Origin of the sequence: Streptomyces europaeiscabiei, assembly GCF_001550375.1 — a bacterium.
Lineage (GTDB): Bacteria > Actinomycetota > Actinomycetes > Streptomycetales > Streptomycetaceae > Streptomyces > Streptomyces europaeiscabiei.
Window position 1 is genome coordinate 1 of record NZ_LRTR01000787.1, and the last position, 13,375, is coordinate 13,375.

The window sequence follows — 13,375 nt, forward strand, 5'->3', positions numbered from 1 at the left end:
AGTGCATGCGGCCCCTGGTGCTGATCGCGGACATCGCGTTGACCGAGAACCGGTTGCCCGAGCGGCGCACGACCGGGGTGCACCCTTTGGCGCCCCAGGTGCGGCCGGTGACCTGGTCGGAACGGATGCCGACCTGGTCGGCGAAGAGCACCTCCCCGCCCTCGGCCTTCGCCCTGGCCCGGATCGCCGGCCAGGTCTCCTCCCGCCAGACGCGGACCGCTTCCGGGTTCTGCTCGACGCCCGCTTGTCCGGGCGCTGGAACGACAGCCCCCACCGGCGCAGATACGTGCCCACCCCTCGCTCGGTCAGCCGCACCCGGTACAGCTTCGCGATCAGATCCCCGACCCCGGCCCGCGTCCACAGCTGCCCCGCCAGCCCCAGGTCACAGGGACGGTGATCCAGAACCGCCTGCCGGACCGCCTCCTGCTCGACCGCACCGAGAACCTGATGCTCACCGACCCGGCGTCCACGCGGCTGAGCTACCAGCGCCTCGCGCCCGTCGGCCAGCCACTTCGCCCACCAGTTGTCCACGGCCTTGAGCGAGACCTGGAACACCGCCGCGACATCCTCGCGAGTCCGGCCCGCCACCAACGCGGCCACCGCCCGCAGCCGAAGGGCCTCCTGCGCCGACGGCGACAACTGCCGCGCATCCCCCACGAGTTCGCTCACGCAGGGGCCAACGACCCAGAACACCTACCGTTTCGGATCAATAACACCGCGATCGGCTGGCACCGCACCACCGGCGCCACCAATATCACCCGAGCCACCCGTCAAGCCAACCGCCGCTCACACGACCTGATCACCGCCGTGACCAGCACTTACCCGAGAACGCAATGACCCTGACGGTGACCGCGTTCGGGGTGGCGATCCGAGGCCATGGCGTGAATCACATGGACCCCGCCACCACCGAGCGATCTGTTCGTGGCGACCTATCCGTGTGGGCCCTCGACTTCGGCGCACAGGATTCGCTGCGCGCCGTCGCTGAGCCAGAAGGTTGTTCCAGCATGGTCGACGATCCGCATCTTGGCTGCACCGCGGGGCAGGACGGGTTCGAGGACTTCGCCTGTCCCGAGATCGAACAGGCGCTGTCTGCCTTTCCATTCGCCGGTCGCGAACACCGGTGTGAGCAGCACGTAGCGCCCCGAGGAGGTGACCTTGCCGTTGATGGCGTGCTTACCCGGCAGGCGCTTCCATCCCGATTGTTGATAGAGCGGCTCCATCACCGTCCCGTCCGGCGTGACCCGGGTGATGGTGAAGAAGTCGGCCCCGTACTTGCGCACGCTCGAGGCGTGCGAGCCTTCGACGCAGACCAGCATGCTGCCGCTGTGGCCGACCGCATCACCGATGATGCAGCTGTCGACCGATACGTCGGGGCCCTGGTTCAGTTGGTCGTCGCCGAATCGGTCGACCGGAAACCCGTCCGGGCCGAGAGTCCCGATCCGCGTCCATGAGGCGCTCGTCTCGCCGATGCGCAGGAACGCGAGGTATCGCGGGTTGCCAGTCCCGATCGGCTCATCGAGCACGACCACGTGCTCGGCCGCGAGTGCTCCTCGGCTCGCGTGGCCGGTCACCCGCGGCCGCTGCCCGTGTTTGGCGAAGCGATGCAGCACGTCGTCGCCGGCGATCGTTATCTCACGCCGCAACCGCAGATCGGTTCCGTACATCCGCAGCGTGCCGGCATCGGCGATCACGCCGAATGCGCCGTCGTCGAGCAGCACCGGCGCCGGGGCGTCATAAGCGTCGAACGGGTCACCCAACTCGTCGAGCAGCACCGTCTGAACCACCTGATCGGCGATCGACACCAACGCGTACCGGGCACCGCCGTCCCACCACACGACTGCGTAGAACACTCCGACACCGGATACCAGACACGACCCTGCCCGTATCGGACCGCCCACCTTGTCCGGCAGCCTGAACTCGGCCGTCTTCGCCAGTCTCACGGAGCACCCTCTCGATTGTCGGACGGGTAGGCCTCGGGCACGTCGTGTCACGTGTTCCGCGTGTCCCTACTCGCTCCCGGATCTTGTCGATGATCTACGGTTTCGTCCACCTGCTGGTCGCCTCGCCCGAACATGCCGAAGGCCCGTAAAGTGAGCTTCACCGCCGCGCTCGCGGCGGGCGGTTACGTGACCCGCGAGCAGGTGTACGAGATCGGGAACTACCCCGACAGCCGATCCCTAAAGGGACTCACCAGGTCGATCAACCGGATTGTTGGCGAGATGCGGGGCAGCGGCGAAATCCCCACCGACGCGGTCAACCCGTTCGTGCCGGCGTACGACCCGGTAACCGGCCGGGCAGTCGGCTTCCGGGTCCCGCCGGAGATCGTCGCGCTCGGTTAGGCCGGTGCCACCCCAGACGATGGGCAGCCGTCGGTGTTCGTGCAAAACGCCGACGGCTGCCCATCGCTTTATCCGTTCGCGCCCGACCCGGCGACGCGCAGCGGCCGGTAGCCGTCGGTGTCGAGCTGGGCGAGTTCGCCGTCGATGTCGACCGAGTGCGTGCCGTAGAAGTGCACGTTCTCGTGGTGGGTCGGCCAGATATGCGCCAGGACCTCGTCGTCGACCTGGCGGCCGGTCCGGCGCAAGGCGGCCACGCCGAGGCCGTGGTACTCGGTGGACCAGCAGACGATTGCGTTGGTGGCCAGAGTGAGGCACCACATCTGCTCGGTCTGCTGCTCATGGTGCCGGCGCCGGAGCGCTCCCTCACCGGCGTACGCGAGAGAGCGGCGCAGGGCGTGCAGGTTCTCGCCCCGGGAAACCCCGAAGCCGCGCCAGTTCCTCCGCCGAGAACACATCCTGAGTCGCCACGAACCCACCGCCTGAGCATCGACCGTCACCAAACGGACGGCACGCTAGGGCTCGCAACAGAGCTTGATCAACCCTCAGTTCTTACCGTTGTTTTTGGTCTGGAAACTACGGACGGGCCCGGGCCCGTACTCAATCGACAAAACGCACCTCCGGGTGAGCGGAGGAAGGGCCGTTCAACAAGTCCTGGGGCCTGTCACGCAGGTGCTGGTCGAAGAACGCGGTGATGAAGGCGCGTTGGGCGGCGGTACTGCGCTCGGGTTCCACCGTGCCGATGTACTGCTCGCGGAGTTGGGCCGGGACGTCCAGGCGCTCGTCCAAGGCCGGCACGAACGACTGAGCATCCGTGTAACTGAAGTGACTGGCCTGTTCCAGACTCAGATCGCGCTTCCAGCCCGTCGAGCGGTCCCAGAAGGACCGCCAGGACGGCTTGTTGAGGTGCGTCTGATTGGCCTTGCCCATGAGCATGAACGGACGGTCCAGTCCTGTCCGCGCCACGGGAAGGAATTCGCTGTCGTTGAACTGAAGCGTGCCGTCCATGTTGATACCCGCGTCGACACGGCGGTCTACGCGCATGGTCTCAGCCGCAGTGGCGCCCCCGCCCGAATGCCCGTACATCCCGACTTGCTCCAGGTCCAGCACCTTCGCCAGCCCCTTGGGCAGTCGGCGCCCCTCTGCGTCCGGGTTCCGACCGCGGTGCAAAACGGCGAGCTGATCGAGAACGAAGCGCGTGTCGCGCACCCGGGTGTCCAGGACCTTCTTCAATCCTTCGATTCCAGACATCGGCTTCTGCAGCTCGACCCGGCCCCGGGGAAACTCCACCGCAGGGGCCTCATAAGTGTGGTCCACGGTGACGACGACATAGCCACGGCTCGCCAGCTCCACCGCTGTCGAGGTGCCGAGCGTCCGGGAGATCTGCAAGCCCGGTGAGTACAGCACGACAGGCCGGCCCCCACGGTCGTCGACCGGGGCCATCGCGGCCGCCTCCGTGCGGATGTCGGCCCAGTCCACCTGGCCGGGCCCGGCAAGATTGAAGGAACCGGATTCGTCCACGGAACGCGCGACGCCGGCAGGCATGTACGGCTGACGGGGATACCCCTTCGCCCGAGGGGCCGGATACCAGATGCTGACCATCAGCTCCCGGGCCCTGCCGTTAGCCCAGGGGTCTCGCCGATCACTGTCGACGAGATGGAGCTCGGTGCTCCCGACCGGCTGCCGTCCCGTCGACTTCGGCAACTCGAACCGCACACCCGCATGAGCACGGGGCGAGGGCGGAGCGGAGGGCGCGGCAGAGGCGGCAGCCCCCGCCGAGATAACCAGACACAGGGCAAGGGGCACCGTGGTATTCACGACCGGTTGAATTCGCATGGCGACCAATCTCCGCCCTGGCATGCGTTCAGGGCATCCGTCGCCGGAGGGACTCGCCCCTGACATCCCCCGAGTAACTTCTCATCAACTCGTCAGGGTCGGCTCCGCCTCGGGAATCTTGAGGCACCCACGTCTCCCAGCGCCCGGTGCCACGCTCGGCACACCAGCCCCAGCGCCTCGCAGCGCACCTTGTCGACGATGGCACCAGGCCCTGGGCTCCTCCAGTTGCCTGAGCTGCCCAGCAACCCCAGCAGACAGCCCGACGCGCCCTGTGCCGACGTCCTGGTGACAACACGTCTGCCTTGGTGACATCTATCGTGCTTCGGCTCACTGGCTCCGGAAAGCGGACGACTGTTCTCTCCGCCTCAGAAGTCGAGGTCGAGGTAATCGATGTCGTTGATGGCGACGTCGGAGAGTGCCGCGGCACGCACTCCGCCTTCCTGAAAATAGACCTCTTTGAATCCTTCGGCGATGATTCCACGCATCTCCTGGTCGCTGGCTCGGGCGGCGCGGGCGGCGAACAGGCGCTGTGGTAGGTCGGGGGGAGGTGCACGGTGAGGCGGCGGAACCGTCCGTCGTCGGTCGTGCCGACCGTCGCGGTGTGGCCGAACCAGGCCCTCGTCTCCACCGTGATCCCGCCGGAGGTCGCGGCCTGCTGCTGACGGCGCTTGCGCACCTGGGGCTGTCAACGGGCCCGTACCGCGTCGTCGATCTTCGCGGCGACGTCGGCGCGGGCGTGCTTGCGGGCCCCGCGCCGGTAGCGGTTGACGGAGTCTGAGGTGACACCGATCTCCTGCCCGACGGCCTTCGCGCTGCCCAACTGCCGGAGCAGGTAGCCGATCTGGATCAACATCTGTGCGGACGCCGCTCGTCGGCCCTGATTCGGCTTCGCTCGCCGCCACTGCCGGCCCACTCATCGCGCCGAGCTCTCCACGGCCTGGTCCCGACTCGAAAGGCCGACAGTGGAACCGGCCGAACAAAGCGGCCCCCTGGCTGACTGCAGCCGCATTCTCCGAGCACTTCATGCTGATCGGTCTGCTCGTGTCTACGATCTCACCGAGTCTTCCGCTGGAGTGCCGCGGTGTTCCCGGATCGGGTAGCCGTGCCGCTGCACCTCGCCCGGGCCCGATCCGTCCGGCGGTCCCTGCTCGATCCGCCTCTCGTGCGCGGTTGCGCTGCCGGGCGTCGGGCCCTCGGCCTCCAACTACGCATGCGCCCGTACCCGGCGTTGCAGAGGGCGTCGGCCTCAGCGGCCATGAGCGTGTCGGCGAACGTCTTGAACCCTCGCGCGCAGCAGATCGGGACTCGGCGTGGCGAGGTTGTCCTCGGCGAGGGCGTGCAGGAGCAGACTGTCTGGTGCGGTCATCGTGCTGATCTCCTTCAAGGCTTGGGCACTTCGAAGGTCAGCCGGTGGCCTTTCATCTATGCGGGCATCAGCCAGAAGCCGGAGCAAACCCCCGGCTCAGGTCGAACCCGTACACCGCTTCCCTGGAGCCACCGGAGACCCGGCAGGCAACGAGAGAGGAGCGGCGATGAACAGTGCCCGGTTCAACCGCAACCCAGAGGTGCCTGTTGTGTCTGTTGAGGCCCTGTCGTGAGGCGGCGGCGGCTCGTCAGGTACCGGGGCTGAGGCGGTTCCCGGGGCGGGGGGCCATCCCGCGCGGAGCGCCCTGATGCGCCGCTTCGCCCGCGGCAACGGTCTGGTGTCGCCACAACCACAGGGACGTCACGGACAACAGCCCCATGAAGACCACCAGCAGGAGCAAAGACACCCACATAGGCCGGCTCCCAGGATGCTTCCAACCCTCCCAAGCAGCCAATGCCGCCCACAGCAAGGCAGCTGTCGCGTAGAAGGCGCGAATCCGGCGCAGCTGCCGCACGGCTCGCAAGGGCATTGAGTGATCACTTTTCGGTGCCATGCCAGCCCGTGTACCCCCGACCTTCCCCGATTCACCAAGCCTGCGGCCAGAAGACCGGGCTGGAACCTCATCCCTGTCCGTGCGCGCCGTTTCCGTGCCGTTTCCGTAGTCAGCCAGTGGACCGAAGGCGCAGACCAGTGCCCGTGCAGGCAGCCGGGGTGAGGTGAGACGCCGTCATGGCCTCACCCCACCCCGGGTTCCGTCTCTGTCAGCGTCTGCGTCCGGACCAGCCGCTCCCGATCCCCGCGACGTGCAGGGCCAGGAGCATCAGGCCGAGGAGCATGACGTTCGACGAGGAGAAGACATCGTTCGTAGTGATCTCGGCGGCGTTGATCAGGAAGGCGATGAAGAACAGTACTGCCGCGGCTATACCAAGCATGGAGCGATTCCTCTCGAAGACTGAGGTCCGTGTGCCCCCGTATCCCCCAGGTAGACCTCTGACCGTCGGAGCCGCGTCGCTGCAGACCGGAGCCCGGCCGGAACATCAGCTACCTGAGCCGGTCCGTGAACGCCTCCCCTGTATCGCGGTGTGGAGGTGGCCTTCCGCCCTGCCCCCTGGATCACCCCGACGCGTCAGGGTCGGGCACCATCCCGCAGCACAGTGCTTGCCCTCGGGCCTGGACGCCTCGGTGTGGATCCAGGGCGACCGATCACTCACCGCTTCCATCGTCAGTCGGGCCGCGCGCTCCTCGTCTGCCGGCCTGCGGGCGATCTGATCGACCTCGAATCCAGCCTTGGCTCGTCCGGACGAGTTGGGTCGGACGGCTCGTTGGAGACCCGTGGTGTCGATCAGCCAGGAGGCGAGCGCGCGCTGAGTCCGCGTCATGTGCGGAGGACTCCCTCAGGCGACGGGTGGTCTCCCACGTGCCACCGCCAACGACTTCAGGGTCGCACCGCCTTCTACGGCAACCGCGCCAGCCTCGAGAAGCGGCTGTCACGGCTGGAGCAGACCATCCACGAGTTGACGGACTTCCGCGTGCGTGAGCCGTGCGCCCACAGCATCAACCACCGTCATCGAAGAATGCAGTTGATACGGCAGGACTCCCGAACCGTTCGTTTCGACACCCGGTGGCTCAGCGGTGGTTGCCGAGACTCCGACCGACAGGGTGTACTGGAATCAAGAAACACGTTGAGCAATCCGGCCGCGGTCGCCTTGCTCAAGGCCTCGGACATCAGGACGCTTCTCCGGCACATCAGCCGTTCGAGGATCCGCCTGTGTCCTTCATCCCCATCTTCAGGGTTCCACTGTCCGTTGCCTCCGGCCGGAGGCAACGGACAGTGACCCTGGACAGTGGCCGATAGACCTGTCCCGACAAGCAAGAATGGGTTCTCGGATCATGCGACGGTACGTTCTCACCGGCACGCCGGGCTCGGGCAAGACATCAATCCTGCGGTGTCTGGACGAGATCGGCTACGGCGTTGTCGAGGAAGCGGCAACTGCGGTCATCGCGCAAGCACAGGCCCAGGGCGAGGACCAGCCATGGACCCGGCAGTCCTTCGTCGACGAGATCGTCGCTCTGCAGCGAAAGCGACAGTTGGAGGCCAGCGGTTCTGTTCAGGTGTTCGACCGATCACCGGTCTGCACCCACGCTTTGACCACCTACTTGGGGTGGCCCGTGTCCCGAGCGCTGGCTGCGGAGCTCGAACGGATCACTTCGCAAGGAGTCTACGAGCGGCAGGTGCTCTTCGTCCGCAATCTGGGATTCTGCGAGCCGACCGAGGCCCGGCGAATCAGCTTCCAGGAATCACTGGCTTTCGAAAGAATCCACGAAGAGAGCTACCGCGCGTTCGGCTACGAAGTCATCGACATCCCTGCGGACAGCCTGGCCCACCGCGTCGCCGTGATCAGTTCAATGATCTCTCGGCCCGCCTCATGAAAGCTGCCTGCCGTCATCCACGCTCCGCGACGGTCTCAGGCTGCCTTCGCGAGCCATCCCGGTCTCGTTGTACGGATCCTTGTCGGCAGAATGAGTCACATGGTCGATGCGTTGGACGCTGTGTTCACGCTGCCGCCGGGTGCCACAGGCTTCTTCCAGATGAAGCCCGGGCCCTTTCCGGAAACGGGTCGGCGAGCGTTTCGCACCGCGCTGTACGCAGCCGCCCGCGCCGCCAACGGCCAGGTGGGCGAGATAGGGGAACAGGCCTGCCCTCGGACGTTTCACACCGCATCAGTGACCCATGACGCGGCATACTTTGTCGTTCTCTGCCACGCCCACCACCCCTGGATCGCGTTCACCCAGGAGCGCCGGGACTGGTACGCAGACGAGTTCGTCGACCCACCGCCGTGGTCCCACCCCTTCACTGCCGCAGGATTCGTGGTCCTGACCGACAAGCAACTCGTCACACCGCTTTCCGAGGTGGCCTCTTCGTCACAGTCCCAAGCCGAGTGGCGCCAGGTGCGCTATCACGGCGTCACCACGCTGGGCGGGATGCACTTCAACGCTTGGGACTGACTCCCGGGCAAGGCACCACACCCGACGTCGGACTGAACGACAAGGGCGCAGAACCTGTCAGCCATGAAACTGCCCGGGGATGCGGCGCCCTGTCACCTGTACACCCCGTCCGGCGTCGCTCGCGGCCGAACGGACGACCCTGGCGGATCCGTCACCCTACTCGGAGAGTCGGGGCGCGAGGCGTTCCAGGACTGCGACGGGCATGATTCGGCGGCCGACGGGATCGAGCGCCCGGGGCATCGCGTCCTTGCCCTCGTCAGACCACAACCCCGCCCAGCGTCCCTCCGCGCCCGATCGCGTCGTACGCAGGCCGGATGGTCATAGGGAACAGCTCAGCTGGTCTCGACGAGGGCGATGGTGTCTGCGTCGGCGAAACGCGGCGTTTCCGCTTCGGCGACCATGAGGGAGGCGATTGCCGCGCGCGGTGCCGTGGGCGGGATCATGCGCGGCCTGAACTCTTCGGCACGGACGAGGCGCCCGTTGCCCTGGTAGGGCTTGTTCGTCAGCGGCCCGGCATGGACGGCGGTTCCGCCTGCGTCGCGGACCGCACGGCCGGAGACATCCTTGGCGTCCCACTCATGGCGCAGTATGCGCTTGAGGAGAGCGCCGGTGAATGTGCCGAACGCTCCTTCGGTGGCCCCCATGCCCAGGGAGGTCAGCCAGATGACGCGTGGTGCGGCCGAGGCGATCTGGCGGGCGCCTTCGATCAGAATCGCCGGGTCCTGCTTCTTGGTGATGCCCAGAGCGCTCACCACGACGTCGGCGCCCTCAACGGCTGCGGTGACACTGCCGGGGTCTGTCACATCCGCCCGGACCACACGCAGGTTTCCGGATGCGGGCGCCTGGACCTGTTCCGGTCGGCGGGCCAGGGCGATGACGTCATGCCCGCGTTCCAGGGCGCGCGCAATCACCAGCCGACCGGTCTGTCCAGTGGCACCGAGTACGGCGATCTTCACGATGATCTCCAGTCGTGGTAGCAGGGAAGGTGGATGGAAAGGGGTACGTGGCCAAGCACCCGCCCGGTCCGGGGCGCTCGGCGCAGATCCGAACCGGGTGTTGAGGGTCAGCCCAGGTCGGACAGGACCTCCACAGCCTGGGCATGCAGGCCGGGAGCGGAGGCCAGGAAGTCGTTGCCGGCCAGGCTCCACGGTTCTCCCAGGGTGTCGGTGACCGTGCCGCCGGCCTCGGAGACCAGGAGCGCGCCGGGCAGGAGGCCCGAGCGCACGTCGGAGAACTGCCAGAAGGAGTCCATGCGGCCGGACGCGACGTGGATGAGCTGCATCGTGGCCGGCACCGAGACCCGCACGACCAATGCGTTGATGAGCATGGCGGTCACCGAGGCGCCCATGCGGCGCAGGGCTTCCTCGTCCTCACCTGGCTTGGCCTGGCCGGTGCCCACCAGAGCCGCCCGCAGGTCGGTCTTGGAGGAGGCTCGCAGCGGCTCTCCGTTGAGGAACGCCCCCCTGCCCTGGAGAGCGGTATAGGTGTCACCGGTGAGCGGCAGGTGGACCACGGTCAGCACCGGAACGTTGTCGCGCACCAGCGTGGCGGTCACCGCCCACTCACCCATGCCGTGGATGTGGTTGATGTTGCCCTCAGCCGTGTCCACCACCCACCACTCGCCCTCGGGCAGCACGCCGCCTGCCAGTTCGTCCTCCTCCCACCGGGACCCGGGACGCGCTTCGAGCAGCGGCTGCCTGAGCAGCGCGAGGACCGCCTCGTCGTTGGCGTGGATGGCGCGGACGATCTCGTCGAGGTCAGCAGGGCGCCCGTCCACGTCATAGCGCTCCCGCAGACGTTCGCCGGCCGTCTTCACAACGGTCACGGCCCGCTCCAGGACCGCTTCGAGCTGAGCGGTCCCGGCGGAGGCGATAGGGGTGACAGAGAAGGCGTTCATGATCGCTCCTGACGAAGAAGGGGAAGTGGGTCGGCCTTTCGGCCGTTCGCCTTCGACGGTAGGACCAGGCATCATTAACTTCAAATGCAATCTAATTACGACTGGATTTACCCTCATGCAACTGGATTTGAATCTGCTCACCGCGCTCGACGCTCTGCTGGAAGAAGGCAGCGTGACCGACGCCGCCGCCCGCCTCCATGTCTCAGCCCCCGCCATGAGCCGCACTCTGGGCCGCATCCGCCGGGCCACCGGAGACCAGATCCTTGTCCGTACCGGTCGAACCATGACTCCCACCCCCCGCGCCCTCGCTCTGCGCGCGACCGTGCACGACCTGGTCCAGCAGGCCCGATCGGTCCTCTCCCCCCACACAGAAGTCGACCTGACAGCCTTGGAGCGAACCTTCGTTCTGAAATGGCACGACGCTCTGGCCGCGGCAGCCGGCCCCGCCCTGCTCCACGCCTTGCGCGCCGAGGCACCCGGAGTACGTCTGCGCTTCCTGGCCGAAGCCAGTACCGACACCCATGACCCGCGAAGAGGAGACATCGACCTCGAAGCCGGATCCAGCGAGCCCTCCTCCCCCGAGATCCGCCACGAGATCGTGGGCCACGACCGGCTCGTCCTCGCCCTGCGCCCCGCCCATCCCCTGTGCGACGGTCCGCTCACCCTCGAGGACTACGCGGCCGCCGAACACATCACCGTCTCCCGCCGAGGACGGCTGCGTGACCCGATCGACGACGCACTTCAGGCCATGGGCGTGAGCCGGCGAGTAGTGGCCGCCACCCCCACCAACGCCACCGCCCTGCAGTTCGTCCGCCACCACGACCTCGTCGCGGCCGTGCCCCGACTCATCAGCCGCCCTGTCCTGGACGACCTCGGCCTGCGCACCCTGCCCCTACCGCTGGCCATGCCCGTCATCCCCATCCACCTCGCGTGGCACCAGCGCTACGACAACGACCCTGCCCACGCCTGGCTGCGCGGGCAGGCACGCACCGCTTTGCACAACGCATGCAACCCCACCGACGACACCACCGTGGACCACACCGGAGCCTGAAGCCCCAACTGAACGAGACACCCACTCCTGGGGCCCCGCGCACCCACGAAGTCCCGCGCCGCTCACGCACCAGCAGCACAACGGCACGGACCGTTTCCACGCCGGCTTCGGAAGTCACCGCGCGGATGCGGCCGCCCCACTCCGACAGCGGTTGTGTTGCGTTTCGGCGCACGGGCCAAGCCAGGCCGGGCAAGTCAGGTTCGGGCGGAGGCCCAAAACCCCCGGCGCCCACGGCCGGGGGTGAGCCAGCCGCGCTCCGGCGGCTTTCTGGCAGGGGCGACGGACGCCGTGAGCACGGTGGGCGCCGTGCGCGCGGCGCCCACCATGGCCTACCCCGTTCTCGACGCGTGCCGTGACGAGAGGCCGCGCCCAACTGCCCTCCGGGGCGGGGCCCGCCCAGCTCATCCGTCGTTCAGTCGCAGCAGTCGCAGCAGCACTTGCACGGGTTGCAGCACCCACCGCCATCGCAGCAGCCGTCACCCGAGCCACCACCGGACCCACGGCCGCCGCCTCCCGAGCCGCCGGAGTGGCCGCCGCCCGAACCGCCGCCAGAGCCGCCCGAGTGGCCGCCGCCCGGTCCGCCGCCCCAGCCGTCACCCCCGGAACTGTCCCGGCCCGAGCCGCCGTTGCGATTGCCGTCGCCGAACTGCCAGGGCTCTCCTTCATCCTGTCCGGCGTCGTCGTCGCAGGTACAGCAGTTGAAGCACAACCCGCATGTGCCGCACAACCGGCGCCACTGGCCACACCGTCGACACTCCCCCTCCCGCGGCCGAGCCGACGCCATCGACGCGCCCTCCTGGACCTCGCCCGCAAGCGCCCCGACACCGCAGGCCGTACCCACGCCGGCCCCCGAGGGCGCCTCCGTCACCGTACGGTGCCCCGGCCAGGGCAGCATGAACGGGTCCCGCGCCTGGTGGCGGCGCCGGTGGTGACTACAGGGCTCGAAGACACGGTCGACGGCACGCTCCAACTCGCCGCCCAGAAGGGCCCGTACCAGCCGCCCATCGACGAACTCGGCACTGGACAGGGCGAGTCGGATCCCATGGACGGCATCGTCGCAGAGTCGGCGCACCTCGGCGCGGTCGGCGCCGGTCACGGCGATGGGGTTCCACGCGCCGGACGCCTCGTCCGCGTCCAGGTCCTCCACGGCGTCCAACAAGTGAGCCAGTCGACCGAACAGGCGGCCGGCTTCCGCCAGTGGTTCGACGTTCCCCGAACGGCCGGTGAGCACTGCTGTGTGCGCGAAGGCAGCGGCGGTTGCTGTCTCCGTGGGCTCCGTGACCGTCAACAGCGAGCCACCGGGACCGGTCAACCGCTCGATCTGCGGCTGACGTTCGACCGCGCCGAGCAGCACTGCCGTGTCGAAACCGAGCCGTTCGCCGCCCGCGGCGCCCGCACGGTCCCAGCCGTGGGCGATCCGGCGTGCCGCCAGCGCTACCGGGCGGCGCCTCAACAGGCCGTCGCCGTCGGCCACATGATCACGTATCTTCGCCGCGGCCAGCACCAGCGACACCGTCGCCGCCAGCCGCGCACCTTCGCCCTGCGCCACGTCCGCCGACCGCATCCCGCGCAGCGGGCACGGACCGGCGCCTCGCCGCCAGTCGCCGGTACGCTCCGACTGCGCCTCGGTCAGCACCGAGACGATCAGGCCGTCGTAGTTCGTGGCCACCCGGGCGAACTGCCCGTACTCGCCGCGCAGCGCCAGGCACAGCCCACACAGATGCGCCATCCACTCGGTACGCAGGCCCTCACCCAGGCGATGACGGCATGGTCTGATGATTCCGAACACCGAAGTTCGCCCCCGTAAATACAGATACCCGGACACAGCCAGATGGACGGCTCAAGGACTCACGAGCGCCCATGAGGCACGACCGCGCGTGATG

The 13,375-nt window shown here is 67.9% G+C and carries 12 protein-coding genes and 3 pseudogenes; 4 read left to right on the top strand and 11 right to left on the bottom strand.

The genetic code is table 11. The features are described 5' to 3' along the window. The 3 genes and pseudogenes from AWZ10_RS56030 to AWZ10_RS38525 all read right to left on the bottom strand — a co-directional run. Nucleotides 1–274: transposase (locus AWZ10_RS56030; RefSeq protein ID WP_425264530.1), on the bottom strand; the 274-nt coding region annotated here is incomplete at its 3' end. Between the two features lie 20 nt (nt 275–294). Further along, nucleotides 295–693 (bottom strand): annotated as a pseudogene (locus AWZ10_RS56035) (helix-turn-helix domain-containing protein); the annotation flags it as partial. A 236-nt stretch (nt 694–929) separates the two neighbouring features. Continuing rightward, nucleotides 930–1,940: a hypothetical protein gene (locus AWZ10_RS38525; protein WP_046703491.1), complete on the bottom strand. Its 1,011-nt coding sequence runs from the start codon at nt 1,938–1,940 to the stop codon at nt 930–932. Between the two features lie 150 nt (nt 1,941–2,090). Between AWZ10_RS38525 and AWZ10_RS38530 the strand changes: the two genes are divergently transcribed. Beyond that, nucleotides 2,091–2,339, top strand: a complete 249-nt coding sequence (locus tag AWZ10_RS38530; protein ID WP_046703492.1) for a hypothetical protein — start codon at nt 2,091–2,093, stop codon at nt 2,337–2,339. Nucleotides 2,340–2,407: 68 nt separating this feature from the next. Here AWZ10_RS38530 and AWZ10_RS38535 read toward each other — a convergent pair whose 3' ends face one another. The 5 genes and pseudogenes from AWZ10_RS38535 to AWZ10_RS52635 form a co-directional block, all read right to left on the bottom strand. After that, nucleotides 2,408–2,794 (bottom strand): Tn3 family transposase, encoded by a 387-nt coding sequence (locus AWZ10_RS38535; RefSeq protein WP_060893353.1) that lies wholly within the window; start codon nt 2,792–2,794, stop codon nt 2,408–2,410. Nucleotides 2,795–2,936: 142 nt separating this feature from the next. Beyond that, entirely contained in the window at nt 2,937–4,154 is a 1,218-nt protein-coding gene (locus AWZ10_RS38540; RefSeq protein WP_425264529.1) for an alpha/beta hydrolase family protein, read from the bottom strand. 383 nt (nt 4,155–4,537) lie between these two features. Next, a pseudogene (gene tpg, locus AWZ10_RS38545) lies at nt 4,538–5,085 on the bottom strand (telomere-protecting terminal protein Tpg). A 185-nt stretch (nt 5,086–5,270) separates the two neighbouring features. Further along, a pseudogene (locus tag AWZ10_RS56040) lies at nt 5,271–5,538 on the bottom strand (IS256 family transposase); the annotation flags it as partial. Between the two features lie 761 nt (nt 5,539–6,299). Further along, nucleotides 6,300–6,470, bottom strand: coding sequence for a hypothetical protein (locus tag AWZ10_RS52635; protein ID WP_086747943.1), 171 nt, complete (start codon nt 6,468–6,470; stop codon nt 6,300–6,302). Between the two features lie 958 nt (nt 6,471–7,428). Between AWZ10_RS52635 and AWZ10_RS38555 the strand changes: the two genes are divergently transcribed. Then, on the top strand, nt 7,429–7,968 hold the full coding sequence (locus tag AWZ10_RS38555) for an AAA family ATPase (protein WP_046703601.1): 540 nt from the start codon (nt 7,429–7,431) through the stop codon (nt 7,966–7,968). Between the two features lie 99 nt (nt 7,969–8,067). After that, a complete protein-coding gene (locus AWZ10_RS38560; RefSeq protein WP_046703496.1) occupies nt 8,068–8,544 on the top strand; it encodes a hypothetical protein in 477 nt (158 codons plus the stop codon). Nucleotides 8,545–8,876: 332 nt separating this feature from the next. Here AWZ10_RS38560 and AWZ10_RS38565 read toward each other — a convergent pair whose 3' ends face one another. Together AWZ10_RS38565 and AWZ10_RS38570 are read right to left on the bottom strand one after the other, a co-directional pair. Beyond that, complete coding sequence (locus AWZ10_RS38565) at nt 8,877–9,500, bottom strand: NAD(P)-dependent oxidoreductase (RefSeq protein ID WP_060893355.1); 624 nt, start codon at nt 9,498–9,500, stop codon at nt 8,877–8,879. A 107-nt stretch (nt 9,501–9,607) separates the two neighbouring features. Further along, nucleotides 9,608–10,441, bottom strand: coding sequence for an inositol monophosphatase family protein (locus AWZ10_RS38570; RefSeq protein WP_079104616.1), 834 nt, complete (start codon nt 10,439–10,441; stop codon nt 9,608–9,610). 115 nt (nt 10,442–10,556) lie between these two features. Here AWZ10_RS38570 and AWZ10_RS38575 point away from each other — a divergent pair, with 115 nt between their 5' ends. After that, nucleotides 10,557–11,492 (top strand): LysR family transcriptional regulator, encoded by a 936-nt coding sequence (locus tag AWZ10_RS38575; RefSeq protein ID WP_060893356.1) that lies wholly within the window; start codon nt 10,557–10,559, stop codon nt 11,490–11,492. Nucleotides 11,493–11,904: 412 nt separating this feature from the next. Here AWZ10_RS38575 and AWZ10_RS38580 read toward each other — a convergent pair whose 3' ends face one another. After that, nucleotides 11,905–13,221 (bottom strand): DUF5685 family protein, encoded by a 1,317-nt coding sequence (locus AWZ10_RS38580; protein ID WP_046703498.1) that lies wholly within the window; start codon nt 13,219–13,221, stop codon nt 11,905–11,907. Between the last annotated feature and the right edge of the window lie 154 nt (nt 13,222–13,375).

Excerpts from the sequence above, each read along its gene's own strand:
- AWZ10_RS38535 (WP_060893353.1), bottom strand. The coding sequence starts at position 2,794 with ATGTGTTCTCGGCGGAGGAACTGGCGCGGCTTCGGGGTTTCCCGGGGC.
- AWZ10_RS52635 (WP_086747943.1), bottom strand. The coding sequence starts at position 6,470 with ATGCTTGGTATAGCCGCGGCAGTACTGTTCTTCATCGCCTTCCTGATC.
- AWZ10_RS38555 (WP_046703601.1), top strand. The coding sequence starts at position 7,429 with ATGCGACGGTACGTTCTCACCGGCACGCCGGGCTCGGGCAAGACATCA.
- AWZ10_RS38560 (WP_046703496.1), top strand. The coding sequence starts at position 8,068 with ATGGTCGATGCGTTGGACGCTGTGTTCACGCTGCCGCCGGGTGCCACA.
- AWZ10_RS38570 (WP_079104616.1), bottom strand. The coding sequence starts at position 10,441 with ATGAACGCCTTCTCTGTCACCCCTATCGCCTCCGCCGGGACCGCTCAG.
- AWZ10_RS38575 (WP_060893356.1), top strand. The coding sequence starts at position 10,557 with ATGCAACTGGATTTGAATCTGCTCACCGCGCTCGACGCTCTGCTGGAA.
- AWZ10_RS38580 (WP_046703498.1), bottom strand. The coding sequence starts at position 13,221 with ATGGCGCATCTGTGTGGGCTGTGCCTGGCGCTGCGCGGCGAGTACGGG.